18 protein-coding genes and 1 riboswitch are annotated in these 26,392 nt (G+C 34.3%); of the genes, 15 read left to right on the forward strand and 3 right to left on the reverse strand.

Translation table 11 applies throughout. The features are described from left to right. Positions 1 to 2 precede the first annotated feature (2 nt). The 8 genes from fusA to treC all read left to right on the forward strand — a co-directional run bounded on the left by fusA (position 3) and on the right by treC (position 12,338). On the forward strand, positions 3 to 2,075 hold the full coding sequence (gene fusA / locus BN38_RS10600; protein ID WP_044567737.1) for an elongation factor G: 2,073 nt from the start codon (positions 3 to 5) through the stop codon (positions 2,073 to 2,075). Positions 2,076 to 2,094: 19 nt separating this feature from the next. After that, positions 2,095 to 3,291, forward strand: coding sequence for an elongation factor Tu (tuf, locus tag BN38_RS10605; protein WP_044567740.1), 1,197 nt, complete (start codon positions 2,095 to 2,097; stop codon positions 3,289 to 3,291). A gap of 226 nt (positions 3,292 to 3,517) precedes the next feature. Continuing rightward, positions 3,518 to 5,044, forward strand: coding sequence for a YfcC family protein (locus BN38_RS10610; RefSeq protein ID WP_044567742.1), 1,527 nt, complete (start codon positions 3,518 to 3,520; stop codon positions 5,042 to 5,044). A gap of 15 nt (positions 5,045 to 5,059) precedes the next feature. Then, positions 5,060 to 6,271 (forward strand): peptidase T, encoded by a 1,212-nt coding sequence (gene pepT / locus BN38_RS10615; protein WP_044567744.1) that lies wholly within the window; start codon positions 5,060 to 5,062, stop codon positions 6,269 to 6,271. Continuing rightward, positions 6,271 to 7,671 carry a beta-Ala-His dipeptidase gene (gene pepD, locus BN38_RS10620; protein WP_044567746.1) on the forward strand — a complete coding sequence of 467 codons (1,401 nt, stop codon included), beginning with the start codon at positions 6,271 to 6,273 and terminating at the stop codon, positions 7,669 to 7,671. Before pepT ends, pepD begins: the two co-directional genes overlap by 1 nt. Positions 7,672 to 7,806: 135 nt before the next feature. Then, positions 7,807 to 9,057 carry a YkvI family membrane protein gene (locus tag BN38_RS10625; protein WP_044567749.1) on the forward strand — a complete coding sequence of 417 codons (1,251 nt, stop codon included), beginning with the start codon at positions 7,807 to 7,809 and terminating at the stop codon, positions 9,055 to 9,057. Positions 9,058 to 9,222: 165 nt separating this feature from the next. Further along, the gene (gene treP, locus BN38_RS10630) at positions 9,223 to 10,668 is read left to right on the forward strand and encodes a PTS system trehalose-specific EIIBC component (protein ID WP_044567751.1); all 1,446 of its coding nucleotides are present in this window, start codon (positions 9,223 to 9,225) and stop codon (positions 10,666 to 10,668) included. An 8-nt stretch (positions 10,669 to 10,676) separates the two neighbouring features. Continuing rightward, positions 10,677 to 12,338 (forward strand): alpha,alpha-phosphotrehalase, encoded by a 1,662-nt coding sequence (treC, locus tag BN38_RS10635; protein ID WP_044567753.1) that lies wholly within the window; start codon positions 10,677 to 10,679, stop codon positions 12,336 to 12,338. Positions 12,339 to 12,364: 26 nt separating this feature from the next. Here treC and BN38_RS10640 read toward each other — a convergent pair whose 3' ends face one another. Continuing rightward, entirely contained in the window at positions 12,365 to 13,267 is a 903-nt protein-coding gene (locus BN38_RS10640; protein ID WP_044567755.1) for a diacylglycerol/lipid kinase family protein, read from the reverse strand. A gap of 29 nt (positions 13,268 to 13,296) precedes the next feature. After that, positions 13,297 to 14,223, reverse strand: coding sequence for a helix-turn-helix transcriptional regulator (locus BN38_RS10845; RefSeq protein ID WP_049944504.1), 927 nt, complete (start codon positions 14,221 to 14,223; stop codon positions 13,297 to 13,299). A gap of 155 nt (positions 14,224 to 14,378) precedes the next feature. Between BN38_RS10845 and BN38_RS10650 the strand changes: the two genes are divergently transcribed. The 3 genes from BN38_RS10650 to BN38_RS10660 all read left to right on the forward strand — a co-directional run bounded on the left by BN38_RS10650 (position 14,379) and on the right by BN38_RS10660 (position 19,023). Next, positions 14,379 to 16,364 (forward strand): bacteriocin-associated integral membrane family protein, encoded by a 1,986-nt coding sequence (locus BN38_RS10650; RefSeq protein ID WP_044567758.1) that lies wholly within the window; start codon positions 14,379 to 14,381, stop codon positions 16,362 to 16,364. Between the two features lies 1 nt (position 16,365). Beyond that, positions 16,366 to 17,013 (forward strand): ATP-binding cassette domain-containing protein, encoded by a 648-nt coding sequence (locus BN38_RS10655; protein WP_044567760.1) that lies wholly within the window; start codon positions 16,366 to 16,368, stop codon positions 17,011 to 17,013. 297 nt (positions 17,014 to 17,310) lie between these two features. Further along, positions 17,311 to 19,023 carry a hypothetical protein gene (locus BN38_RS10660; protein WP_044567762.1) on the forward strand — a complete coding sequence of 571 codons (1,713 nt, stop codon included), beginning with the start codon at positions 17,311 to 17,313 and terminating at the stop codon, positions 19,021 to 19,023. A 75-nt stretch (positions 19,024 to 19,098) separates the two neighbouring features. On the opposite strand, the gene BN38_RS10665 is transcribed toward BN38_RS10660, so the two are convergent. Next, positions 19,099 to 21,834 carry an ABC transporter ATP-binding protein/permease gene (locus tag BN38_RS10665; RefSeq protein ID WP_044567764.1) on the reverse strand — a complete coding sequence of 912 codons (2,736 nt, stop codon included), beginning with the start codon at positions 21,832 to 21,834 and terminating at the stop codon, positions 19,099 to 19,101. 83 nt (positions 21,835 to 21,917) lie between these two features. Between BN38_RS10665 and BN38_RS10670 the strand changes: the two genes are divergently transcribed. From BN38_RS10670 to BN38_RS10685, 4 genes are all read left to right on the forward strand, one after another. Continuing rightward, positions 21,918 to 22,991 carry an alpha-glucosidase C-terminal domain-containing protein gene (locus tag BN38_RS10670; RefSeq protein WP_044567766.1) on the forward strand — a complete coding sequence of 358 codons (1,074 nt, stop codon included), beginning with the start codon at positions 21,918 to 21,920 and terminating at the stop codon, positions 22,989 to 22,991. Positions 22,992 to 23,043: 52 nt separating this feature from the next. Further along, on the forward strand, positions 23,044 to 24,201 hold the full coding sequence (locus tag BN38_RS10675; RefSeq protein WP_044567768.1) for a nucleotide sugar dehydrogenase: 1,158 nt from the start codon (positions 23,044 to 23,046) through the stop codon (positions 24,199 to 24,201). 123 nt (positions 24,202 to 24,324) lie between these two features. Further along, complete coding sequence (locus BN38_RS10680; protein ID WP_044567771.1) at positions 24,325 to 25,014, forward strand: beta/alpha barrel domain-containing protein; 690 nt, start codon at positions 24,325 to 24,327, stop codon at positions 25,012 to 25,014. 16 nt (positions 25,015 to 25,030) lie between these two features. Then, positions 25,031 to 25,975 (forward strand): P1 family peptidase, encoded by a 945-nt coding sequence (locus BN38_RS10685; protein ID WP_044567773.1) that lies wholly within the window; start codon positions 25,031 to 25,033, stop codon positions 25,973 to 25,975. A 35-nt stretch (positions 25,976 to 26,010) separates the two neighbouring features. After that, positions 26,011 to 26,098: riboswitch (TPP riboswitch) on the forward strand. The last annotated feature ends 294 nt before the right edge of the window (positions 26,099 to 26,392 follow it).

Raw genomic sequence — 26,392 nt, forward strand, 5'->3', positions numbered from 1 at the left:
AAATGCCTAGACAAGTAGCACTAAAAGATACTAGAAACATAGGAATCATGGCCCACATCGATGCGGGTAAAACAACAACAACAGAAAGAATCCTATATTATACTGGTAAAATTTATAAAATTGGTGATACTCATGATGGTACAGCAGTAATGGACTCCATGGACCAAGAAAAGGAACGTGGTATTACAATCGGTTCTGCTGCAACCACAGCTTTTTGGAAAGACCATAGAATAAATATTATCGATACTCCAGGACACGTGGATTTTACTGTAGAAGTAGAAAGATCACTTAGAGTTCTTGACAGTGCGGTAGCTTTATTTGACGCAAAAAGCGGGGTAGAACCACAATCTGAAACTGTATGGAGACAAGCTGACAAATACCACATCCCAAGAATTTGTTTCATCAACAAAATGGATGCTACTGGTGCAGATTTCTTCATGGCAGTAGAAACAATTAAAGATAAGCTAAAAGCAAACGCAGTTCCACTAGAAATTCCAATAGGAGCTGAACAACAATTCCAAGGTGCTGTTGACCTTATCACAATGGAAGCTGTAACATATAACTCTGAAGACCTTGGTGCACACCCAGTTTATTCAGAAATTCCAGAAGAATTAAAAGAAACAGCCGAAGAATATAGAAACAATCTTCTTGAAGAATTATCAGAAGTTGATGATACAATCATGATGAAATATCTTGAAGGAGAAGAAGTAAGCGAAGATGAAATAAAAGCTGCTATCAGAAAAGGAACAATCGAACAAAAGATTTTCCCATGCTTACTAGGTTCAGCATACAAAAACAAGGGTGTTCAACCACTACTAGATGCAATCATTGAATATATGCCATCTCCACTAGATGTACCATATATCACAGGAACAGATCCTAAAAATGATGAAGTAGTAATGGAAAGAAAACCTGGAGATAATGAGCCAACAGCAGCATTAGCATTTAAAGTTGTAACTGACCCATATGTAGGTAAGTTAATCTATACAAGAATTTACTCAGGTACAATAGAATCAGGTTCATACATCTACAATGCAACAAAAGGTAAGAGAGAACGTGTTGGACGTATCATGCAAATGCACTCTAACAAACAAGAGGAAATTCCAGTAGGTTACGCAGGAGATATCGTAGCATTACTAGGACTTAAAGATACAACAACTGGTGATTCCCTATGTGATCAAGAAAATCAAATTATCCTTGAAAAGATGGAATTCCCAGATCCAGTAATCTCAGTTGCAATAGAACCAAAGACAAGAGCATCTCAAGATAAGATGATTATTGGTCTACAAAAACTAGCTGAAGAAGATCCAACCTTCGTAACAAGATCTGATGAAGAAACAGGCCAAACAATAATCTCAGGAATGGGTGAGCTTCACCTTGAAATCATCGTAGATAGACTACTAAGAGAATTCAAAGTTGAAGCAAACATTGGTAACCCACAAGTAGCTTACAGAGAAGGTATCACAGCTGAAGCAGAAGCACAAGGTAAGTTTGTAAGACAATCTGGTGGTTCTGGTCAATACGGTGATGTTCACCTAAGAGTTACTCCAGGAGAAGAAGGCTCTGGAATCACATTCGAATCTAAAATTGTCGGTGGTTCTGTACCAAAAGAATACATTAGACCAGTTGAAGAAGGTGTGCGCGAAGCAGCAGCTAGCGGTATCCTTGGTGGTTACCCAATGGTTGACATGCACGTTGTTCTATACGATGGTTCTTACCACGAAGTAGACTCTTCAGAAGTAGCCTTCCACGTAGCAGGATCAATGGGTCTTAAAAATGCAGTAGAAAAAGCAAAACCAGTTCTATTAGAACCAATTGAAAAAGTTGAAATTACAACTCCAGATGAGTATCTTGGAGATGTAATGGGTGACGTTTCATCAAGACGTGGTAAAATTGATGGTATGAATCCAAAAGATGGTATCCATGTACTAGATGCCTTCATTCCACTATCAGAAATGTTTGGATACGCAACAGACTTACGTTCCAAAACACAAGGTAGGGCAACATATTCAATGCAATTTGACCACTATGCTCAAGTACCAGAATCAGTAAAAGAAGAAGTACTAAATAAATAATTAATACGAGGAGAAAAAAATGTCTAAACAACAATTTGAAAGAAGCAAACCACATATTAATATCGGAACAATCGGTCACGTAGACCACGGTAAAACAACAACAACAGCAGCAATCACTCAAGCCCTAAACAAAAAATACGGCACAGGTGAATACGTAGACTACGAACACATTGATAAAGCACCAGAAGAAAGAGAACGTGGGATTACAATCAACACATCAGTAGTAGAATACGAAACACCAAACAGACACTACGCACATATAGACGCTCCAGGCCACGCTGACTACGTTAAAAACATGATTACAGGAGCAGCACAAATGGACGGCGCAATCATCGTAGTATCTGCAGCAGACGGTCCAATGCCACAAACAAGAGAACACATCCTACTAGCAAGACAAGTAGGCGTACCAAAAATCGCAGTATTCCTAAACAAAGAAGACCAAGTAGACGATGAAGAACTACTAGAACTAGTAGAAATGGAAGTAAGAGACCTACTAAACGAATACGAATTCGACGGCGACAACTGCCCAGTAGTAGTAGGCTCAGCATTAAAATCTCTACAAGAAGGCGGAGAAGGTCCTTGGACAGACAAGATTCTAGACCTAATGGAACAAGTAGACAACTACTTTGACATTCCAGAAAGAGACAACGACCAACCATTCCTAATGCCAGTAGAAGACGTAATGACAATCTCAGGCCGTGGAACAGTAGCAACAGGAAGAGTAGAAAGAGGAACATTAAAAGTAGGCGACACAGTAGAAATCGTAGGCCTAACAGAAAAAACCTCAAGCGCAGTAGTAACAGGCGTAGAAATGTTCCACAAATCACTAGAACAAGCAGAATCAGGCGACAACGTAGGAATCCTACTAAGAGGCGTACAAAGAGACGAAATCTCAAGAGGCCAAGTACTAGCAAAACCAGGCAGTGTACACCCACACACAGAATTCGAAGGACAAGTATACGTACTAACCAAAGATGAAGGTGGACGTCACACACCATTCTTCAGCGGATACAGACCACAATTCTTCTTCAGAACAACAGACGTAACAGGCGACATCCAACTAGAAGAAGGCGTAGAAATGGTAATGCCAGGAGACAACGCAACATTCAAAATCAGCCTACAAAAACCAATAGCCCTAGAAGAAGGACTAAGATTCGCAGTACGTGAAGGTGGAAGAACAGTAGCATCAGGCGTTGTAACAAAGGTTATAAAGTAATTTAATAAATAGCAAAGAGCGGACACTAAGTCTGCTCTTTTTTTTTATCATAAATCCATCTTCATTCTAAGACCTCAAGCAAATTCGCTGAGATTTATCAATCATTATCATCAATTTGTATTTATTCATTTTTTTACATATTAATAACTAATTGACAAACTTTGCATAAATGTTAAACTATAATAGTAACGTTTAACGTTTTCATAAAATTTTAGGAGGTTCAATTATGAGCGAAGTTGCTAAAAAAAAGAAAAAGGAAAGGAAATTTCCTACTGCTTTTACGGTATTATTTATTGTATTAATTCTTGCAGCAGTTCTTACTTATGTAATACCAGCTGGATCCTATGATAGATTGCAATATGATAGTGAAAACAGTCAGTTTGTAAGAATAGGAAGCGATGGCGAAGAAACAAGCTTAGAAGCTAGTCAAGAAGTGCTAGATGAACTAAATGTAACAGTACCACTTGAAAACTTTGTAAGAGGAGATATCAAAAAACCTGTTGCTATACCAGGTTCATACCACAAGCTTGAACAAAGCCCACAAGGCTTCTTTGAAGTTGCTAGAGCACCTATAGATGGTATAGCAGATTCTATTGGTATTATCGTCTTTGTACTATTACTGGGGGGGTGTATAGGGGTTCTTAATACAACTGGAACCTTTGATGCTGGTATAGCTGCCCTATCTAGAAAGACTAAGGGTAAAGAGTTCTTGATGGTAGCTATTATATCTTCACTGATAGCCCTCGGCGGTACAACCTTCGGCATGGCAGAAGAAACTATTGCCTTTTATCCAATACTTATGCCAATTTTCCTAGCGTCAGGTTACGATGCAATGGTAACTATAGCTGCCATATATATGGGTTCATCAATAGGTACAATGTTTTCAACAACAAATGCCTTCTCAGTTGTTGTAGCTAGTAATGCTGCTGGTATCAGCTTTAAGGAAGGTATGAATATAAGAATAATAACCCTACTTATTGGCCAAGCTATCAGTTTATATTATATCTATAGATACGCTAAAAAAGTTCAAAATGATCCATCTAAGTCAATTATAGCTGAAGAAATGCCTAGGATCAGAAAACAATATCTAGAAAACTATGACCCTGAACATACAGCTCCATTTAATTTCAAAAGAATTGGTATGTTGGTTGTATTTATGCTAGCTTTCCCAGTTATGATCTATGGTGTTATGAACCTTGATTGGTGGTTTGAAGAAATGAGTACCCTATTCTTAGTTGTAGGTATACTACTTATGATATTATCAGGACTAGGTGAACAAAAGGCTGTAAACTCATTTTTAGATGGTGCAGCAGACCTAGTTTCAGTAGCTCTAATCATCGGTGTGGCAAGAGCGATAAATATAATACTAGATGATGGTATGATTTCTGATACATTACTATACAATGCATCAAATATCATCAGCGGAATGAATGGAGTACTATTCTCAACAGTACAAATGGTTTTATTCTCATTCTTAGGAATATTTATCCCATCATCATCAGGACTTGCAACACTTTCAATGCCAATCATTGCACCACTAGCAGATACAGTCTCTATAGGTCGTGATGTAGTTGTTTCAGCATATAACTTTGGTCAAGGTTGGATGGCAATTATTGCTCCAACAGGACTAATCCTTGCAACACTAGAAATGGTTGACGTATCATATAATAAATGGATTAAATTTATACTGCCATTAATGGGTATAATATTAATCCTAAGCGTAGTGATGCTTGGCGTTCAAACAATGATTTAATGAAATGGAGGATATATGTTAGAAAAATTTTTGAAATATGTAAGTTACGATACTCAAAGTGACGATAAGAATGAGTCTTGTCCATCAACTCCTGGCCAACTAGACCTTGCTAAGGTTCTAGTTGATGACCTTAAGGAAATGGGCATAGACAATGCTCACATGGATGAGCATGGCTATGTTTATGCTAGTATAGAGGGAACCAATAAAGATGCTCCAACTATAGGACTTATTTCTCACATGGACACAGCCCTAGAGATAACAGGCAAAGATGTCAATCCACAAGTAGTTGAAAAATATGAAGGTGGTGACATCGTACTTAACGATAAGTACAAATTAACTGAAGAAGAATTCCCATTCTTAAAAGACCTAGTAGGTCACAAATTAGTTACAACAGATGGTACAACCCTACTTGGAGCAGATGATAAGGCAGGTATTGCCATCATCATGACAGTTGCCAAATATTTTATGGAAAATAGAGACCAAAAATTTGGCGATATCAAAATAGGCATTACCCCAGATGAAGAAATAGGTAGGGGAGCTGATCTATTTGATGTTGAAAGATTTGGTGCTGATTTCGCCTATACCATAGACGGTGGACCAGTTGGAGAATTAGAATACGAAAACTTCAACGCTGCAAGTGTTGATATCCATATCGAAGGAAAATCTGTACACCCAGGTTCAGCTAAAAATGTTTTGGTAAACGCCCTATTAGTAGCATTAGAATTAAACCAAATGCTACCAGTAAATGAGAGACCTGAATATACTGAAGGCTACGAAGGCTTCTATATGCTAGATGAAATCCAGGGTACATCTGCAGAAGTAGATATGGCTTATATAATAAGAGACTTCTTCACTGATACATTTAATCAAAAGAAAGAGATGCTAGAAAAATCAGTAGATTTCTTAAATGAAAAATATGGTAATATCATCGATATCAAGATAGAAGATTCCTACTACAATATGAGGGAAAAAGTAGAACCACATATGGAAATTATAGATCTTGCGAAAGATGCTATAGAAAAAGAAGGCATCACTCCAATAGTAAAACCAATCAGAGGTGGCACAGATGGAGCAAGGCTATCATATATGGGACTTCCAACACCAAATCTATTTACAGGTGGATACAACTACCACGGTAGATACGAAATAGTATCTGTAGATATAATGGAAAAATCTGTCAATGTTATCAAGAACATAATCTTAGCAAATGCCAAAGGAGAAAAATAATGGAAAATTTACAACCACAAAGAGTTTTTTACTACTTCAAAAAATTAATGGATATTCCAAGACCAAGTAAGCATGAACAAGAAGTGTCAGATTTTTTAATAGCTACTGGCAAAGATCTAGGATTAGAAACCTACCAAGATGACTCACTAAATGTAGTATTAAAAAGAAAGGCATCAGCAGGCTATGAAGATGCCCCAAAAGTAATACTTCAAGGTCATATGGATATGGTTGGCTCAAAGACAGAAAACTCTGACCACGACTTTACAAAAGACCCTATCATACCTGTAATTGAGGGAGAATATCTATCAGCAAAAGATACAACACTTGGTGCTGACAATGGTATAGCAGTAGCGATGGGACTTGCCCTACTAGAAGATGAAAACTACGAAGGACCACAAATAGAATTGCTTGTAACAACAGATGAAGAAACAAGTATGTCAGGTGCCATAGCCTTAGCTGACGATGTTCTAGAAGGTGACTACCTAATCAACATAGACTCAGAAGAAGAAGGAATCCTTACAGTAGGATCTGCTGGTGGAATCACATTTTTCGTAGAAGAAGAACTAAAAGATTTGGAAGAAAAAGAAGGATTTGAAATCAAACTAAGAGGACTTCTAGGTGGACACTCAGGTATGCAAATCCACGAAAAAAGAGGAAATGCAGTAAAAATCATCGGAGAATTACTAGCAAATATAAAAGAAGATATAACAATTGGTGAATTTAACTCTGGTAACCTAGACAATGTTATACCATCAGAAGGAAGCGTAAAAGTTTATGGAGCAAGCAAAGAAGCTCTAGAAGATGCTAAAAAAGACATTTTAGAAAAACACGCTGACCTACTAGGTGACATGGAAGTTGAAATTGCTGAGGCAAAAGGCAAATCTTATTCCAAAGATCTATCACAAAGACTAATCAAGATGATAAATGACATGCCTACAGGAGTTAACTCCCTTATGGAAGACAATGAAACTGTAGAGTCATCTGACAACCTTGCCTTAGTAAGAGAAAAAGAAGGAAAATTAGTAAGTGAAATCTCCCTAAGATCTTCTAACAATGAAAAATTGGAAGAATTGAGAGAGAAAGTAGCCAAAGTTTTGGAAGAAACAAACTTTGCCTATAATATTGACTCAGAATATCCAAGCTGGGAGTACAAAGAAGATTCAAAACTTAGACCACTAGCTCAAGAAATTTACAAAAAGCTAGAAGGTAAGGAATTCGAAACTATCGTAATCCACGCTGGTCTAGAATGTGGTTGCTTCTATGAAAAATATCCAAACCTAGATATAATTTCAATAGGACCAAACATAACAGGTGCTCACTCACCAGAAGAAAAGGTTGAAATCGCATCTGTTCAAAGAGTCAACGAGTATCTAAGAGAATTGCTCAAAGAAATTAAATAAGACTTGACTTAAAAGAGGCTTTTGCACTAGCAAGGCCTCTTTTGTATGTGAAGATTATATGTAGATTATAATATATTTATTAACAATCTTTGGTGTATGGACATAATTAAAGTATATTGTATACTCGGAGGACTTATGAGTAAAAAATCAATAGTTATTATGTTTGCTTATGTAGGGGTTGTTACTGGTGCAGGTCTTGCTTCGGGACAGGAACTCCTACAATATTTTATTTCTCTAGGAATACCAGGATTGGTTGGCATTTCTATAGTTGGTCTACTTCACATATTGTTCGGAGGAGTACTTCTCCAACTAGGAAGTCACTATATGGCTACAGACCATTCTGATGTCTTTGGAGAAATTACCAATAAATTTATTGGAAAATTTATGGATTTGGCACTTATCTTTACTTGCTTTGTCATAGGATTTGTAATGATAGCAGGAGCTGGATCAAATTTAAACCAAGCCTTTGATATTCCAAAATGGATTGGCCAGGTTATTTGTGCCAGTATGATTATAGTTGTAGGATTGTTGGATTTTGAAAAAGTTTCAAAAATTATCGGTTCTTTTACCCCAATGATTTTAATCTTTACCTTGATCGGCTCTATCTATACTTTTGTAAATTATAGTCCAGATTGGACATATTTGGATTCTGTTGCTCGAAATTTACCATCAAATTTTAATAATGTAGTTTTTGCAATTTTTAATTATTACGGCATGTGTTTGATGAGTGGGGTTTCCATGGGCTTTGTCCTTGGTGGAGAAGAACTTGACCCTAGAGAAGCTGGGATTGGAGGCCTACTTGGTGGAGCCATAGCAGGTATACTAGGAGTCTTGATATCATTTACACTCTTTATACGTGTAGATGAAGTTGGAAATCTTGATATTCCAATGCTTTATGTAATAAAAGATATCCATCCAGTCCTTGGATTTTTGATGGCCCTTGTAATCTTTGGAATGATTTTTAATACTGGAATCTCACTTTTTTATGCCCTAGCCAGAAGATTTTCAAATGATAGCGAAAAAAGCTTTAGAATTATGTTAATTTCATTAACCCTACTTGGTTTTGTTTTAAGCTTTGGAGGATTTAAAAAGCTAGTTTCTATATTTTATCCAATCATTGGCTATGTAGGAATGTTTATGATGGCCTTATTACTTATAAGCTGGTATAGGGAGAAATCTTCTATAAAGTACGAGAAATACAAACGTCTCGGCATCAGAAATTATATGAGAAAAAAGATGGATGATAATGAAGATTTTTCTAAGGAAGATAAGGAAAGATTAGACAAATTAATCGACAGATCAAATATAGACAATGAACAAATGACCCAAGCAGCGGAAGATTATGTAAGAAAAGAGCTTGAGGAAGAACAGGAAAATCAAGAATAATAGCAAACATATTTAGGAGAATAGATTATCTATTCTCTTATTTATTTGCCCCAATAATCATTATCAAACAATTTACATGGATTTAACACGAAAACATATTGATAAATATTGTCAATATCTTAAAAATGTAATATAATTATATTATTAAAATATATAGGAGGAATTATGGGAAAATATATTGATGATGCTCGTAAACTTCATGAATATGTTGGCGGAGATTCCAATATCTCATCTGTAACTCATTGTGTTACTAGGATGCGTTTTGTACTAAACGATCCTAAAAAAGCTGATATTGAAAAAATTGAAGCTTTGCCATCTGTTAAGGGAAGTTTTACTCAAGCAGGACAGTTTCAAGTAATTATAGGTAATGATGTTGACCAATTTTATAATGACTTTATTTCTATTGCAAACGTTCACGAGGCAAGCAAGGCTGAAGTAAAAGAAGATGCTATGAAAAACCAAAACTGGTTACAAAAAGTTGCATCAGTTTTGGCAGAAATCTTTGCCCCACTTATACCAGCCATTATTGTCGGTGGTCTTCTACTAGGTTTAAGAAACATCCTAGGAGAGATTCAATTTGATAGTTTAGGTGGTAAAACAATAGTAGAAAGCTCAAAGTTTTGGGCGGGCACAAATGACTTCTTATGGCTAATATGTGAAGCGATATTCCATTACTTGCCAGTTCATATCACCTGGTCGATTACTCGTAAGATGGGCACAACACAAGTTCTTGGTATTGTACTAGGTATATGTTTAGTATCACCAAGTCTACTTGCAAATGCTTACTCAATTGCAGGTGGTGGCGAAGTTCCAGTATGGGATTTTGGAGCTTTCCAAATTGAGAGAATTGGTTACCAAGCCCAAGTTATACCAGCTATGCTTGCAGGATTCTCGCTAGTTTATCTTGAAAGATTTTGGAAAAAGCACATTCATCAATCAGTTTCAATGATTTTTGTACCACTTTTATCACTACTTCCAGCAGTAATCCTTGCTCACGTAGTTCTAGGGCCTATTGGTTGGAAGATTGGTTCTGCAATTTCAAGTGGTGTTTATGCAGGACTAACAAGTGGTCTTAACTGGCTATTTGGTGCTGTATTTGGATTCTTCTATGCGCCACTAGTAATTACGGGTCTTCACCATATGACCAATGCTATAGACCTACAACTTGCAAATGACTTTGGTGGAACAATCCTATGGCCAATGATTGCCCTATCAAACATAGCCCAAGGTTCTGCAGTTCTTGCTATAGTATACCTACACAAGGGTAACGAAGCTGAGGAGCAAATCTCAATCCCAGCAATGATTTCAGCTTATCTTGGTGTAACAGAACCAGCATTATTTGGTATCAATATCAAATACGGCTTCCCATTTATCGCTGGAATGATTGGCTCTGGGCTTGCAGGAATGTTATCTGTACTTACAAAAACAATGGCTCATAATATAGGAGTTGGAGGTATACCAGGATTCTTATCAATCAAGGCAGAATCAATGCTTACATTCTTGATTGCCATGGCTATAGCAATAGTTGTACCATTTATACTAACAGTAGTATTTAACAAGAAAAAGATGTTCCAAAATAAAATTGAATTCAAAACACCAAGTTTTAAATAGGAAGAAAAATGAATTTAGGAAAAAAAGTAATCTATCAAATATATCCTAGATCTTACAAGGATACTAATAATGATGGTATAGGAGACCTTAGGGGCATAGCTTCTAAGGCTTCTTATATTAGAGAGCTTGGGGTGGATATGGTATGGCTCAACCCATTTTTTATCTCCCCACAAAATGACAACGGCTACGATATAGCAGACTATTATCACATAGATGAGAAATTTGGGTCTGAAGAAGATTTGGATAATCTTATCAAAGTTTTCGATGAAAATGGTTTGGGCCTCATGTTTGATATGGTTTTTAACCACACATCCACAGACCACGAATGGTTCCAAAAGGCCCTTGCAGGTGATAAGTATTACCAAGATTTTTACTACATCAGAGATTTGAAAGAAGATGGGTCACTTCCAACAAATTGGGAGTCCAAATTTGGAGGCGAAGCCTGGGCACCATTTGGAGATACTGGCAAATATTATCTATGCCTATATGATAAGACCCAAGCTGACCTAAACTGGCACAATCCAAATGTGAGAGAAGAGCTATTTAAGATTGTAAACTATTGGATTGATAGGGGGATCAAGGGTTTTAGATTTGATGTACTAAATGTCATAGGAAAAGATCAAATCCTAAAGGATTCCAATGGCAACATTGTAGAAGAAAAGGCCCTATATACTGACACACCAAGGGTTCACAAGTGGATTAGAGAGCTAAATAATAATACTTTTGGTAAATACAGTGATATAATCACAGTAGGAGAAATGAGCTCAACAAATATCAGAAATTCTGTAATGTATTCGTCAAATGATGACACAGAACTTTCTATGGTATTTTCCTTCCACCACTTAAAGGTTGACTACGAAAATGGAGATAAGTGGACAGATACTAGCTTTGACTTTATGAAATTAAAAGAAATCTTTAATGATTGGCAAGTTGGCATGGAAGAAGGTGGAGGATGGAATGCTCTATTTTGGAACAACCACGACCAACCAAGAGCCAACAACCGTTTTGGAGATGTCAAAAACTACCCATATCAAAGTGCAACTATGCTAGCCCAATCTATCCATATGATGCGTGGAACACCTTATATCTACATGGGTGAAGAAATAGGCATGACAGACCCTAGCTATGAATCAATAGATGATTATAGGGATATAGAATCAAAAAATGCATATAAAATGCTAAAGGAAAAAGGCTTATCTGATGCTGATGCATTTAATATAATATCCAAAAAATCAAGAGATAATTCCAGAACTCCTATGCAATGGGATGATAGTGCCAATGCAGGATTTTCTAATGAAACTCCTTGGATTGCTGTCAATGACAACTACAAAAAAGTAAATGTAGCAAAGGCAAGGGAAGACCAAAAGTCAGTATACTATTACTACAAAAAACTGATAAGCCTTAGAAAAAACGAGGAACTCATATCTGATGGATCATATAAGCCAATACTTGAAGATCATCCAAGTATCTTTGCCTATATTAGAGAATATGGTAATCAGAAACTAATCAACTTCAACAATTTCTACGGGAAAGAAGTAGAACTTTCATTAACTGAAATTCTGACAGATATAAAAGACTATGAATACCTACTAGGAAATTATGGAGAAGTAGAAGTAGAAGAAAAAATAAAGCTAAGACCTTATGAATCACTAGCTCTCATAAAAAGATAAAATAGCCTCCCTAACTAGGGAGACTTTTATTTTTCAAAATATGCCCAATTTATCGCATTGACTTTTATTTCGAAGTCTAGGCTATTGGTAGAAAATATTTCACCGTCAATATTTGACAAGAAATCCTTAGCTGATTTGATTTGACCAGATTTAATCAGGTATTCATCTAGGTATTTTGAAGACTGGTGTTTGCCTTGCTTATATTTTAAGATTAGGGGAAGTAATTGCCATTTTGGAAACTTCCTGGCTGTGACAAAATTTATAATTCCATCGTCAATTTTCGCATCTGGAGCTGGATTAAAACCAGACCCATAGTAGCCACCATTACATATAGCAGAAATAAGAAACTCATCGGATAAGTCAATTGTCGTGTCATTTGCTAAGGTCAGATTTATATAAAGATCTTGATAGGTCAAGTTTTTGACCCTATCACCAACCGCCTTTATATAGGCTCTCTTGCCCAAGGACTTATCCTTATCAAGATAATCATAAGCAGTCTTTAAAACCTCTGTATCAAAGCCAAGACTAGTCACATTTACACAATATTTTCCATTGACCTTAATCAGATCTATGGGTCTAATGCTTATGTCAAAAGTATCCGCAATCTTAAAATTCTCATAATCAAAATTCTTAGCAAAATCATTGCCAGTACCAGTTGGTATAAGCCCAACAGCGACATCATGACCTAGGCATATATTGACAACTTCGTTGATAGTTCCATCTCCACCCAAGCAAATTATAAGCTTATCTTTGTAGGAAGAAGCTAAAAACGACCTAACAATTTCTTCAAGATGCCCCCTGTACCTGGTCTCCTTGACAATTATCTCATCTTCTCTGCCATACTTTTTATAAATGTCTTCTATTTGTTTTTTACTAAAATAATATTCAGTAGCCCCCGCAGTGGAGCTTATTAAAAATAGCTTTGTCATAATTATATTATTACCCTAAATTAATAATATTAACTAAATGTACATTGATTATTAATTATCTTGTTCCTAATAAGCATAGTATTATGTTTAAAAAAGTCGTCATTACCTGAAATGAAAAAATACATTAGAGAATCGTCCAAATCAATATAAAAATCTTGTGCACCTTTTAAATAATTTACTAAACCCCTGTAAAAAATAGATTGATAGTATATTATTAGATGATTTCGAATAGAAGAGATTTTTATTAATTGAACAAGGTATTTTACTGACATATTATAATCTTCTAGATTTTCTATAGCTATCATTAATATGCTATATAAGTATTTCATCTTTAAATCTGGATAAGAATCTAAATTTTCTAACATATTTGAGAGTCTATCAATTGATAGAAGTGACGCTTTAATTATATCGTCTTCATTTTTAAATAAATCAGGATAAATAGTTTGAATAACTAAAAAAATTCTATAATCTAAGATTTGATTCTCTTCTGATTTTACTTTATTTATCTTATAAGCTTCATTTAGCAAGGTATGTCCGCTTCTAATGTCATTTTTTATTATATAGTCCCAGGATTTAATAAATAGGTACTTCTTATAATATATTGTATTCTTTCTGATATTACTACTTAAGAGATTTGCAGTTTTACAAATTTTTACATAGGACTCATAATCTCTATTATCCATATAATATAAGAACTGGCTAAATAATACATTTATATGTAATTCTGGGTTATTTGAACTGGATTTAATAATAGAATCAATGGAAAAACCTAGGAATTCACTAATGAGACTTGCGGTAATTAATGATGGATAATTGTATCCATTTTCGATTTTTGAAAGAGCTCTGACTGAGATTCCTATTAAGTAAGCGAATTCTTCTTGGCTATACCCGCGCTTTTTTCGAGCAGCAGATATTACATTGCCTAATTCAACAGCCATAGGATCTTGTGTTTTCATACTTATTCCTTTAATTTTTGTCTAATGTTATTTTTTATAAAAATGGAACTATAGTTCATTTATATTATAAGTCATCTATGATAAAATGTATATACGATATTAAAATATAAAGTATCTGAAAATCACATTTTAATATACTTTTATAAGGAGATATTATGAAAAAACTTGTTATTTTCATATCATCGCTACTAATGAGTAGTCTTTTGTACTTTTTTATAAGTGATACACAAAGCCAGATAATATTTTCATCGTTTCCAACAGTAGATTTATACTATGTAAATCCAGAGATAGATAAATCTGACTTTGAAGATGATTTAGAAGATTTGGCTAATCAAAATGATGTTATTATTGCTAAAAGAATAGTTATTCCACAAAAAAGTGGAGAAGTTAAGTTTTATTATAAGACCTTTGGCGATAAGGAAGCTCCTCCTTATATTAACATTGCTCCTGATGAAGTATTAAAGACTAACGATGATTTAGCTGCAACTTATATTATAATAGGCAAAGCTTTAAGCCAGGACGAATTATATGATTTTTTATCAACAAATGGTAACCAAACTAGAAAATTTGGAGATGGATCTTCCCTTGATGAAGTAATTGTGCTATTTGGTTATCCAGCTATGTTTTTTATACTTGTAGTAAGTTTCTTTGTTATTTTAGCTATATCTATAATTAATAGACTAAATGAAACTGCAAAATATGGTATAAAACTAATATCTGGACAGAGAAAGTCAATGCTCTTATTTAAAGATTTTATAGATGATTTAATTACTGTTATTTTGGCTTTGCTAATGAATGTGATTATTTTTGGCATTTTATTTAAAGCACATAATATTTTTAATGAACCTATAATGAGATATTTTTTGACAGCTCTTATCATTTACTTATTAGGTATTGTATTAGTATCATTAATAGTTTCATTTTTATTTTTTACTATAATTAAATATAAGAATCTCATGCAAATTGTCAAGGGGAGGCTACCAATAAAGTCAATCATGACTGTATTGATTGTTTCTCAAATCTTATCATTTTTAATAGTGGCATATCAGTTTAGAGTTGCAAGTTTTTCCTATCCACAGATTAAAACTCTTGAGACTTCAGCTAGTAAGTGGGATGAATATCCTGATTTGGTAAGTATTGCTTTTAATTTAAATGCTCACGCAGAATCCCTAGAAGAGGATTTAAAAAGAAGTAGCCAATGGTATGACTTCTTAGATAATGCTTATGAGGATGGTAAGTGGGTCCTAGATTACAGTAATATTGCTAATTATTTTGGATCGGATATTGAGGCTACTAGGGCTAAACTGGACCAGTATGATCCAGATGGAAATACCATGATTGTTTCCAATACTTATCTAGAAAAAGAACAGGTGGATCATAAAACTGACTTTTCTGATTTAGAATATGGACAGTTCGGCCTAATATTGCCTGAGAAGTTAAAGGCTAATGAAGAATCACTTGTAAAAATATATGAGGATTATGTTAATGAAACTTTTGGTGGTGATGGTGATTTTAAGGCAAAGGTCGAATATGTTAGTGATAATCAAAAAAGATTTATCTTCAATACAACAATTATCACAGACAAACAGTATTTAATTGATCCTGCTATTATAGTTATTAGCCCAAAATCTACTGGAGCTAGTGATCGTAGTTTGATGTTTTGGCAAAATATAATAAATAATTTTATTTTCTTTGATAACTATGAATATTGCCACAAAACCCTTGATGATCACGATCTTTTAAAGTGGGTTTCTTATATAAAAAATAGCAGAAGTGATTATTATGAGAGATTGTCAAATGAAATAAGAGATATTAGGTTTAGTATAATTGGAAGTATTTTTACTATACTTACATCCTTACTCTTGTTTAACAGTATTGTTATAACTTACTTCAAAGAATTTAGAAGAGAAAATTTCATAAAGAGAATATCAGGCTTGAGTTTCTTTGGTATCCATAAGCGTTTTATTATAATCCAGTGTATTGTATTTTTCCTTAGCTTAATTGCTTCCTATAAGCTAACCGAGGACTGGCAATCTAGCCTAATAACATTTTTAGTCTTTGTTATAAATTCACTTATAATTTTATATGTTCAAAATAAAAAAGAGAATAAGCAAAGTATGACAATTTTAAAGGGGGAATAGGATGATTGAGATTAGGAATTTATCAAAGAGCTTTGGAGAAAAAAATATATTTGACAATATAAATATTAATTTTCATGACAATAGGACCTATGCCATAGTTGGAGAAAGCGGGTCTGGCAAGACAACTTTACTAAATATTATAGCCAAACTTGAAGAAAAAGATAGGGGCACCATAGTATACAATTCTACTGATTTAGATAAGATTAATGAACACATATTTTTTAGGGATTATCTTGGATATTTGTTCCAAAATTTAGGACTAATCGAAAGTGAAAGTGTAGATTATAATCTAGAGCTAGCATTTGTTGGAAAGAAGCTTAATAAAAGTGAAAAACTTAGGTTGAAAAAAGAAGCCCTAGATAAGGTTAATTTATCGCATATAAAGCTTGATACAAAAGTTTATACATTATCTGGTGGAGAAAGTCAGAGAGTTGCCTTATCTAAACTTATCTTAAAACAACCTCCTATAATTTTAGCTGATGAGCCAACTGCATCAGTAGATCCAATGAATGCCGAGGAAATATTAAATATTTTATTAGCAATGAAAAGCGAAGGTAGGATTATAATAATCGCCACCCATAGCAAGGACATATGGCAGGCAACTGATGAAGTGATTTCTATAGATGAATTAAAAATGTGTAAAAGTTAGAAAAATTAAAAAGTTAACTAGATAAAAAGACGAGGAGATGGACAAGCTAACATAAGCTAGCCCATATACTCGTCTTATTTAATCTAATTTTTGTAAAATAATATTCACTAGGTCTGCAGTGGCACTTATTAAAAATTTCTAATAGTAATCTTAGATATTAGTTTTTTGATGAAACTATATTAACTATAGATAGTTTATTGATAAAAAGAAATTAAGTAATTTTATAGGGCAAATTTAATTGTTACAATTATAAATAATCGGGTATAGATTTATCAAGATAAAATTAAAGGAGGGAAAATGAAATATTCTAAGATTTTATTGGCGTCTCTAAGTATTTCTTTACTTACGGCCTGTGCAAATTCTGAAAAAGTTAATGAAAAAACAGAAAATATAGAAAAATTTGCAAGTATTAGTGAAGAAGAAACTAAGGAAAACAAAGATATAGAAGATACAAAAGAAGCCCGCGAAAAAACAGACCAAGAAGATGATAATTCTGTTGAAGAAAGGGATGAAGATAAAAAAGAAGAGACTGACAAGAAAGATGTTAAAGAAAACAAGGAAGAATCTGATTTAATTACTGCAAGTGACTTTGATGTACTCAAAGGAGATCTTATGGATATTTCAGATGAAGATCCTTCTAGCCTTGGACTTGAAAAAAGTGACAAGGATTCAAAAGACCTGATCGATGGATTCTTTGATGAAAAGCTAGAAAATCTCTTATTTACTAACTATCTTGTTGTAGGAAATGATAGTGAACAGTCTGCCCAGAAGTTTTATGGTGGTGTAGAGTATGAGGACGAGGAATTATTTTCTGGTCACTTTGCAAGTTTAGAATATGACCACAATGGTCTAAAGAGCATTGATGAATTGCTGATTACAAATAATCCCGATTCTGAATATCAATTTTATAACTTTGACCAAGATGGTAGTCCAAAAGGCAGTGATACTGACCAAGACTATGCAGAGATAAGTCTGAATCCAGAAATTTATAGTCTGATGGGCCATGTTAAAGAACTTGCAAATAAGCTAGAAGCCTATGAAGATAGTAATGGTCATACTCACCTATACTACAAAACAGATGAACTTGGTGAGCTTTTAGAACTATTTAGAGAAGACTATAATATCAAAGCAGATGAATCTGGTCAAGGTGACTTTGAGGAAAAAATTGTCATATCATATTTAGATGATGATAATCTTCCTGATAGATTAGTAATGACTATTGGTAATGGACAATTAAAGATGATAGTAAATACCTTATTTACTGACTATAACGAAGTTGATGATTCTATGTTTGAGCCAGTTTCAATAATTGATGACTCAGAGAGAACAGAGATTTCTGAAGTTGCTTCCAATGGACCTATGGATAAGGAAGCTGTAAAAAGTATAGCTTCTAAGATTTCATCTAAAAATGAAAATAAAAAAACTCCAGAGAATTTCTTGAATTTAATAGAAAAAGCTAAGTTCCAAAATATTTTCCTAGCAGAATCTAATGGTGATAGCCTAGAAGATGCGGAAAAATATCTAAAGGGATTTTATGATAAAGAAATTATAGATGTAAAGGAAGATGATGTCATAGCAGTTTATAGATATGACAAATTTGAAGACGAAGATGTTGGTAAAACTTATGACCTTGATATTACATTAAATTTCTTTGAAGAAAAGCTAAGCCTTGCAAGTTTGTCTGCTGCATTTTATAATGTAATGCCAAATGAAGTAATAAATGATGAAGATGTTGAAACGCTAAAAACTATTACAGATCTAGATAGGTCACCAGCAAAACCATTATCAATAGCATATATGCCTATTGATGATAAGGCAGGGATTGAAATTATGATTCCTAGCCAAGATAAAGATGGCAATGCAAAGGCAAACTATCTATTCTATATAGAAAACGACCTAGTATACCATACTGACATACCATTTGATCAAGCTAGCCAGGACTTCGCAACAGCAGCCCATAGCATGTTTAGAAGTTTTGTAGAAATGAAAATGGGTGAAAAAACTAATTAAATAGATTTTGACGCATAAGCCTTCCATTAGAAAAAGACGAGATTTTAAAAATCCTCGTCTTTTTCGTCTGTAAATTTATTCTTCTCTTAAGGCCTCAACTGGGTCTTTTTTGGCTGCCATTGATGATGGAATTATGCCCGCAATCAAGGTAAGTACGACAGAAATTAATAGTAGAATTCCTGCAGCACCGTAGGGTAATTTAGATGCTATATCACTTACACCAGTTAGATTTCTAATCAGATTTGTAATTGGAATATTTACTAGCATAGTCACTCCAACACCTATGATTCCTGACAAGAGACCGATAATGAAAGTTTCAGACATAAATACTTTTCTAATATCAGACTTGCTTGCGCCGATGGACCTTAGGATACCAATTTCTTTTGTTCTCTCTAGAACTGAGATGTAGGTGATGATTCCAATCATTATTGAAGAAACTATCAAGCTAACTCCTACAAAGGCAATCAGTATATAGGATATGGCGTTTATGATGTCTGTGACAGATTTTGTTATGAGGCCTATGAAGTCTGTATAGCTGATCTCTTCCTTGGAATCTTTATCCTTGTTGTAGTCATCAATTATATTTTTGATATTTTCCCTATTTTCAAAGTTCTCTACATAGATGTCAATTTCACTTGGGGCATCCTTGCTTACCACTCCAAGATCTTCCAAATTTTTCCTATAAGAATTTCCAGATAAGAATTCTTCATAGATATCTTTTAAAGTTTCTGGCTTATTTTCATTTAGAACATATTGAGCAAGTTGATTTTGTTTTGGCATATCTTCTTGGCTCAAATCATTATCTTTCATTTGGCCATTGGCCATAGGAGGCATTTGAGCACCTTGCATTTGCTCAGCTTTCTTTTGAGCTTCTTCGGCTATTTGAGGTTTTTTTCTTACAATCCAAGTAGAGAAAGATAAACTATCTTTTTCATTTAGATTTTCCAAGAAATACCTTGCAGCATCTTCTTTTTCCTTATCATTTTTTGCCCTAAATGGCAGATTATTTAGGACATTTTTATTCTTGTTTTCAAGTTGGGCTTTGACAATTTCTGTCTCATTTGCATGGCCAATCATCTCATCTGTAAGCCCGTCGGTAAATCCTATAGGTGCACTTACTACTTGATTATCGTCATTGGTTTTTCTCTTTGCTATACCTACGATTTTGGCTGTGAAAGCATTTTTTACTATTTCATCAACTTTGACTTGGTCATCTTTTACATTTATAAAAGAATCGCCTGATTTCTCGTAATAATCAGCTGGAGATACTATTTTATACTCGTGATCAATGATACGATCAGGATCTATTCCTACTTGGTCAAGGTCTACTTTCTCGTTATTATCAAGCTTTGATAGGATTTCCTTATATTCTTTGCTTGGCAAAAATCCTAGTTCATAGATAGCAGAAGTTAGGATTTCATTATTATAATCGGTAAATAGGACTAGTTCATCAGCTTTTTCTGGCCATTTGCCTTCTATTATTTCGTATTCATCACTAATAATTGGGCTGATATTACCGTCAGGACTTGTAATTAGCTGGCTAAAGTTCTTATTATCCTGGCTTGGGGCAAGAAATTTGGCTATTTCTGGTTGCCTATTTTCCTCAAAATCTTCGCCATTGGTGTTGATTAACTCATCAGCTGGGTCCTTAGTGAATATATCAAAATTCATATCATAGATATAAGATATGAAATGAGGTCCTATATTTTCTTCCAATTCTCCCTTGTTTTCTTCTATGAAGTTCTTGAAAGGAGTGAGGTTGTTTTCTCTGACATTTGAAGCAAAGTCAGACCTACGGTCAATGACAAAATTGTTGGTATAGACCTTATCATCTTTATGGTTTTTCTCTTCAGTCTTTGGAGGAGTGATCATTTCGCTTATGTTAATCGATTCCTTTTTAATCTGTATTGGATAAGATTTAAGTGCCTTTCTCTGGCTATCTTCTATAAAGTCATTGGCTCCCGTAGAGATGGAAAGAATGAGGGCTATGCCTATTATTCCAATAGATCCAGCAAAGGCAGTAAGCAAGGTCCTTGCCTTTTTGGTAAGAAGGTTATTAAGAGAAAGATTGATTGCTGTAGGAAGAGCCAATTTTATTCTCTTTGGAGAAAATTTATTGCTTTTTTCTTCTATATTATAAGGGTTGGAATCGCCAATAATTTGCCCATCTTTGATATTTATGATTCTATTTGAGTAGGATTTGGCTAAGTCTGGATTGTGGGTTACCATTATCACAAGCCTATCCTTGGCTATTTCTTTGAGCAAATCCATTATTTGCTTGCTAGTCTCGCTATCCAAAGCTCCTGTTGGCTCATCAGCAAGGACAATTTCTGGGTTGTTTACAAGAGCACGGGCTATAGCTACTCTTTGCATTTGCCCACCAGAAAGCTCTGCTGGTTTTTTCTTTATATGGTCTTTTAAGCCAACTTTCTCCAAGGCTTCTATTGCTCTTTTTCTTCTATCATCTTTGCTAACCCCAGATAGGGTAAGGGCAAGTTCGACATTTGAAAGTATACTTTGGTGGCTTATTAGATTGTAGGATTGGAATACAAAGCCTATTGATACATTCCTATAGTAGTCCCAATCATTATCTGTAAAATCTTTTGTAGACTTACCATCTATCAATAAATCTCCGCTAGTGTAGTGGTCTAGACCACCAATTATATTTAAAAGGGTGGTTTTGCCACCACCAGATTGGCCCAATATAGAGACAAATTCATTCTCCCTAAAGGCTATAGATACATCATATAAGGCAACTTGTTCGAAGTCACCTGTCTTATATATTTTAGAAATATTTTTTAGTTCTAACATTCATACCTCTTTTCGTAATTATAATACTATACCCAGATTCTTTATATATGACAGGAAAAATGTAACATATAATAGAGGGATATATGGAAAATTTGATTATTTATAAAGAAAATAAAATAAAAGATATAAAAACCATCAAATACTATAAAGATATTAGTGTTAATGGAATTTTGCTTGATCATTTTGAGAGTCTCGAAGATTTAGATAAAATTTTCTCCTTGGCTTCTTATTTGAAGACAAATAGCATAAGCTTGTTTTTAAATATAGACATAGCAAATATCCTTGGAAAGCTTATAGGAGAAGATTTTGCTTGGTCAAATCCCAAGATTAGAAATTCCTTTTATCAATTTATAAACTTTTTGGTAAAACGTGGCATAAGTGGATTTTATTTTACAAGTCTTGATAAATTGATAGATGATAATTCTTACCTTTCTTTGATAAAAGAGTTTAGTAAAAATACTATTAACAAAGATGGGATTGTCAGCATAGTAGAAACTAGTAAGAATCCATATTTCTTAAACTACCTATCAAATCCTATCTATAATAATTTTTCATATGTTGATATAGATAACGAGGCCTTAGATTTCATAGAATACAAGAAGTATATTGCGACAATCCAAGATATGGAAAATAACAAAAATATTAATCAAATAATAAAACTAGACCAGAGTTTCCAATCCTTTACAAATACAAAAAATTACCCCTACCAGTCCATGAGCCTTATTTGTGGCATAAGCTATTTTCACAGGGGAGCGGTGATGATTGAAAACTTGGAAGAACTTGGTTTTGCAAGCGGTATTGATAATACAAATGCTTATAAATTTTCCAGCTATAGCAAAAGAATCAGGGACTTCTATAAGGATATATTATCATATAAAGGATCTTCGCCAGTCCTAAGCTCGGGAAATTATAGACAAATTTTTGTAAATGATTCGGATATATATGCTTATATAAGAAGCCATGATGGAGAGAAAGTTCTTGTTTTCGGTAATTTCAGTCAGAAGGAAGTACTAGTAGACATTAGGTTTCATTTTCTAGACCTATACGAGTTTTCTTATTTAATTGGTAACTATGGCAAAATAAGAATAGTAAAAAACCTACTATTAAGACCCTATGAATTTGTAGCATTTATTAAAAATAATAAGTTAACAAATTAATTTGTAAAGTATTTATAAACTTGTAAAATATATCTATTAATAAGGAGAGTTTATGAAAATTTTAGTATTTGGATTGGGTTATGTGGGTTTGGCCAACGCTATCTTGCTTAGCCAATCAAACCAAGTTATTGGTATAGAAGTTAATGAAGAAAAAATTAATTTAATTAATAATAAAAAATCACCTCTGAGGGATGAATATATAGAAAGCTACCTAGCAGAAAAAGAATTAGATTTCACAGCAAAAAAAGATTATGAAGAAGATTCACAAGATGCAGACTTGGTTATACTTGCCTTGCCAACAAATTATGATGAGGAGACTAAATTCTTTGATACATCTTTTGTAGATGAGGCAATAGGAAATATTAAAAAAATTAATAATGATTTGCCAATTTTGATCAAATCAACCATACCGGTTGGATACACAAGAGGCCAAAGAAAGAAATATGCAAGTGACAATATAATATTTTCACCAGAATTCCTTAGGGAAGGTAAGGCTCTTTACGATAGCCTAAATCCATCGAGGATAATTGTGGGTGACAAAACAAAATTAGGTCAAAAGATTGCTAAGCTATACGAAGACCAGGCTCTTAATAATCCTGAAGTTTTATATATGGATTCAACAGAAGCTGAAGCGGTAAAATTATTTGCAAATACTTATCTTGCCATGCGTGTATCATATTTTAATGAGCTTGACACCTTTGCAGAAATCAAAGGTCTTTCTACAAAAGATATAATAGAAGGTGTTTCTACTGATCCAAGGATAGGCAACTATTACAACAATCCATCCTTTGGTTATGGTGGCTATTGTCTGCCAAAAGATAGCAAGCAACTATATGCGAATTTTGAAAATGTGCCAAATTCAATGTTTGGTGCTGTAATTGAATCTAATCAAATCAGAAAAGATTATATAAGCGATAGAATCCTTAGAGATAAGCCAAAGACAGTTGGCATCTACCGCCTTGTAATGAAAAAGGATTCTGATAATTTTAGAAAATCTGCCATTTTTGATGTCATAGAAAATATCAAAGATAAAACAGAGGTCATAATCTATGAGCCAAATCTTGCTGAGGATTATTTCGAAGGACTGAGGGTAGAAAATGACCTAGAAGAGTTCAAAAAGCTAGATATTATTGTTGCTAATAGATTAGCTGATGAGCTTTTGGATGTTAAAGACAAAGTCTATACAAGGGATATTTTTAACAAGGACTGATTATTGTAAATGAAGCTACAATCTAATTATGGATTTAGCTTCATTTTTTTAGCCGACATTTTAGATTAAGACACATATCCTAGGGTAAGTAATTAGTATTAGAAAAGATATGAAAGGAAGCCTATGACAGAGAAAAAAGAAAAATACATACCACAAGTTCATTCAAAATTGAGAAAATCATTTATTACTGTTCCTGAGGAAGTATACCAAGCTTCTGGGATCAAAATTTTCGAGAAAAGAATAAAATCACTACTTTTTACAACAGACTTAGCTATCATTAGAAATTCCAATGCTGATAGCGTGATGGCTGTTTATCCATACACTCCACAAAGGTCAATCTCTGATGCCATACTTAGCGTATCAAATGTACCTTGTTTTGTAGGAGTTGGTGGGGGTACCACCCAAGGCTTGAGGAGTAAATATATAGCAATTGACGCAGAGCTTGCAGGAGCCTATGGAGTTGTTGTAAACTCTCCTATGCCAAATAAGGACATCAAAGAAATTGCTGATTTTATTGACATACCAGTTATAGCAACTGTTACTAGACTAACTGATGATTATATTGGTAAGATTGAGGCAGGAGCTGAAGTCCTTAACGTCTCTGGTGGCAAATATACAGCAGATTTGCTTAGGGAGATTAGGGCAGATATTGGCCCTAAATTCCCAATAATTGCAACAGGTGGTAAGAATGGCGAACAAATACTAGAAACTATTAAAGCAGGCGCCAATGCCATTAGCTATACTCCGCCATCAAGTGCCGAAGTTTTTGGTCAGATGATGGATATGTACAGGAATGAAGATATTGGAGAATAGTTAAAGGAAAATAAAAATGTATGAAGGATATATTACTGATATAAAGGGAATTAAGATTGGCCATGCCCAAAACTTGGAAGCAGGTACAGGCCTTAGTGTTTTGATACCTCCAAAGGGCAATACTTGCTCTGTTGAAGTAAGAGGATCAGCACCAGGAACTCGTGAAACTGATTTATTAGACCCGATAAACACTGTTGAATCTGTAAATGCAATAATACTAAGTGGCGGTTCAGCTTATGGTTTGGATGCTGCTAGTGGAGTTATGAAGGCCCTAGAAGAGGATGGACAAGGTCTAGATGTTGGAGTAGGTATAGTTCCTATAGTAAGCCAAGCTGTCCTATTTGACCTAGCCTACAAGGATTACAAGATTAGACCAGATGCTAAGATGGGAATCGAAGCTTACAAAAATGCATCTTTTGATGAAAATAGACAGGGAATCATAGGTGCAGGAACTGGAGCTACAGTTGGCAAAATCCTAGGCATGGACCATGTTATGAAATCTGGTTTAGGCTCTGCAACTATAAAAGAAGGTGACCTAATAGTATCTGCTCTAGTTGCTGTCAACGCCTTTGGTGATATATATGATTATGAAAAAAACATCCAAATAGCAGGACCGATGGTAAATGGACAAATTCTAAAAACCACAGATGCTATGAGCAGGGTTATGGCGGATTTTTCAGATTTGGCCAATAAAAACACTACCATAGGTATAGTTGCAACAAATGCTAGTTTTGATAAGACTAAACTTAAAAAGATTGCCCAAATGACCCACGATGGCTTTGCAAGAGCTATAAATCCTGTTCATACAGGCTTTGATGGAGATACAATTTTTGCAATTTCAACCAATGAAATTACGTCAGATTTAAACGTAGTTGGAGTTATGGCAGCAAATGCCATGAGCCGTGCAATTGCCAATGCAATTTATTACTCAAAAGATAAATTAAATTTGATAAGAGAATAAAATTATGCTATACTAGGTCAGAAAAATATAATAGTACTTGATATTCGGGGTGCGTTATGCTGAGATTATACCCGCTAACCTGATCAACGTAATTGTTGCGTAGGGAGATAGATTGATAGGGGATATCTCTTTTTCCGAATACAAGGAGGAAAAGGAGTTTTTTTGCTTCACTTAAGTGAGTTGAGCGAACGGATGTGAGCGAAACAAAAAACCACCTGCTGTGCAGGTGGAGGAATTAAGCTTTAGCTTCAAGACCAAAAAATTCTCACTTGTAATATAATTGTGATAACCACATGCACAATAAAAACAAGGAGAATAAATTGGACAACAATAGTTTATCACATACAAAATGGAGATGTAAATATCATATAGTATTTGCCCCTAAATTTAGAAGACAAGAAATATATGGGAAACTAA

Origin of the sequence: Anaerococcus provencensis (assembly GCF_000312365.2) — a bacterium.
Taxonomy (GTDB): domain Bacteria; phylum Bacillota; class Clostridia; order Tissierellales; family Peptoniphilaceae; genus Anaerococcus; species Anaerococcus provencensis.

Coding starts and splice junctions, on each gene's coding strand:
- fusA (WP_044567737.1), top strand. CDS start 3: ATGCCTAGACAAGTAGCACTAAAAGATACTAGAAACATAGGAATCATG.
- tuf (WP_044567740.1), top strand. CDS start 2,095: ATGTCTAAACAACAATTTGAAAGAAGCAAACCACATATTAATATCGGA.
- BN38_RS10610 (WP_044567742.1), top strand. CDS start 3,518: ATGAGCGAAGTTGCTAAAAAAAAGAAAAAGGAAAGGAAATTTCCTACT.
- pepT (WP_044567744.1), top strand. CDS start 5,060: ATGTTAGAAAAATTTTTGAAATATGTAAGTTACGATACTCAAAGTGAC.
- pepD (WP_044567746.1), top strand. CDS start 6,271: ATGGAAAATTTACAACCACAAAGAGTTTTTTACTACTTCAAAAAATTA.
- BN38_RS10625 (WP_044567749.1), top strand. CDS start 7,807: ATGAGTAAAAAATCAATAGTTATTATGTTTGCTTATGTAGGGGTTGTT.
- treP (WP_044567751.1), top strand. CDS start 9,223: ATGGGAAAATATATTGATGATGCTCGTAAACTTCATGAATATGTTGGC.
- treC (WP_044567753.1), top strand. CDS start 10,677: ATGAATTTAGGAAAAAAAGTAATCTATCAAATATATCCTAGATCTTAC.
- BN38_RS10640 (WP_044567755.1), bottom strand. CDS start 13,267: ATGACAAAGCTATTTTTAATAAGCTCCACTGCGGGGGCTACTGAATAT.
- BN38_RS10845 (WP_049944504.1), bottom strand. CDS start 14,223: ATGAAAACACAAGATCCTATGGCTGTTGAATTAGGCAATGTAATATCT.
- BN38_RS10650 (WP_044567758.1), top strand. CDS start 14,379: ATGAAAAAACTTGTTATTTTCATATCATCGCTACTAATGAGTAGTCTT.
- BN38_RS10655 (WP_044567760.1), top strand. CDS start 16,366: ATGATTGAGATTAGGAATTTATCAAAGAGCTTTGGAGAAAAAAATATA.
- BN38_RS10660 (WP_044567762.1), top strand. CDS start 17,311: ATGAAATATTCTAAGATTTTATTGGCGTCTCTAAGTATTTCTTTACTT.
- BN38_RS10665 (WP_044567764.1), bottom strand. CDS start 21,834: ATGTTAGAACTAAAAAATATTTCTAAAATATATAAGACAGGTGACTTC.
- BN38_RS10670 (WP_044567766.1), top strand. CDS start 21,918: ATGGAAAATTTGATTATTTATAAAGAAAATAAAATAAAAGATATAAAA.
- BN38_RS10675 (WP_044567768.1), top strand. CDS start 23,044: ATGAAAATTTTAGTATTTGGATTGGGTTATGTGGGTTTGGCCAACGCT.
- BN38_RS10680 (WP_044567771.1), top strand. CDS start 24,325: ATGACAGAGAAAAAAGAAAAATACATACCACAAGTTCATTCAAAATTG.
- BN38_RS10685 (WP_044567773.1), top strand. CDS start 25,031: ATGTATGAAGGATATATTACTGATATAAAGGGAATTAAGATTGGCCAT.